The 1,525-nt window shown below is 70.8% G+C and carries 1 protein-coding gene; it reads left to right on the plus strand.

What is annotated here, in order from left to right; translation table 11 throughout:
* Positions 1-246 precede the first annotated feature (246 nt).
* On the plus strand, positions 247-1,500 hold the full coding sequence (locus ACFPK1_RS32970) for an IS110 family RNA-guided transposase (RefSeq protein WP_378025157.1): 1,254 nt from the start codon (positions 247-249) through the stop codon (positions 1,498-1,500).
* Positions 1,501-1,525 lie beyond the last annotated feature (25 nt).

The raw sequence follows: 1,525 nt of genomic DNA on the forward strand, positions 1-1,525 counted from the left end.
CCGACTAATGGGGGGTGCCGGGTTCGCATGGAAGGCTCGGCGCTGGTAGCGGCCGGCGGGTCAGCACTCTGGCCGACAGGGCTGTGAGCTCTAGCCTCAGATCGTGCGCCCGCCGGTCGTGAGCAGGCGTAGATCGCTGATGGGATGACGTGCCGGCCGGGTTCGGTGAGCACTTGACCATTAGTCCGCGGCTGTCCTGCTCCGCGCTGCCGAGCTCGGTGGACGAGGATCGGGAGGCTGGCGGTGGTGCTGTTCGTGGGGGATGACTGGGCCGAGGACCACCACGATGTGGAGGTCCTCGACGATTCGGGCCGCCGGTTGGCGAAGGCCCGGCTGCCCGAGGGCATGGCGGGCATGTCGCGCCTGCATGAGCTGCTGGCCGAGCACCTCGGCGAGGACTCGATCAGCGCCGAGACCGGGATGCTGGCCGAGGGTGAGGTGATCGTCGGGATCGAGACCGACCGCGGCCCGTGGGTGGCGGCGCTGATCGCGGCGGGGTACCGGGTGTTCGCGATCAACCCGATGTCGGCGGCTCGGTATCGGGAACGGCACTCGACCTCGGGGGCGAAGTCCGACCCCGGTGATGCGCATGTGCTGGCCGAGATCGTGCGCCTGGACCGGGCTCATCACCGTCCGATCGCCGGAGACAGCGACGCGGTGGAGGGCCTCAAGCTGGTCGCGCGTTCGCATCAGTCGTTGATCTGGGAACGCACTCGGCATCTGCAGCGGCTCCGTCAGGCGCTGCGGGAGTTCTTCCCGGCCGCGCTCGACGCGCTGGCCGTGGGCGGCCTCGAGCTCGCCGACCCGGATGCGCTCGAGTTGCTCGAACGCGCCGGCGATCCGGATCGGGCCGTGCGGTTGTCCCGGTCGAAGATCGCCGCGATCCTGAAGCGGGCTCGTCGTCGAGAGGTCGAGGCCAAGACCGAGGCGATCCAGGCCGCGCTGCGGGCCCCGGCGCTGCGCCAGGCCGCGGCGATCGAGGCGGCTTACGCCACCATCGCGGCCTCCCAGGTGCGCCTGATCGTCGGGCTCAACGCCCAGGTCCCGGCGCTGGAGGAGGTGGTGGCGCAGGGTTTTGGCCAGCACCCGGACGCTGAGATCTACCTCAGCCAACCGGGGCTCGGGACCGTGCTGGGTGCCCGGGTGCTCGCCGAGTTCGGCGACGACCCGCAGCGCTACCGCGATCACAAGGCTCGGCGGAACTACGCCGGGACCTCCCCGATCACCCGTGCGTCAGGACGCAAGACCGTCGTGCTGGCCCGCTACGCCCGCAACCGCCGCCTCGGCGACGCCACTCACCAGTGGGCGTTCTGCTCGCTGAGCGCCTCACCCGGCGCCCGGGCCTACTACGACCAGCTCCGTGCCCGCGGCACCAGCCACCACGCCGCGCTCCGGCAGCTCGGCAACCGCCTCGTGGGCATACTGCACGGCTGCCTCAAGACCCGAACTCCCTACGACGAGACCACCGCATGGGCCCACCGTCAGGCATCTGCAGCTTGACCCTGGAGCCCATGGGATGCCTGAG

The organism is Actinomycetospora rhizophila (genome assembly GCF_042657905.1).
GTDB classification, from domain to species: domain Bacteria; phylum Actinomycetota; class Actinomycetes; order Mycobacteriales; family Pseudonocardiaceae; genus Actinomycetospora; species Actinomycetospora rhizophila.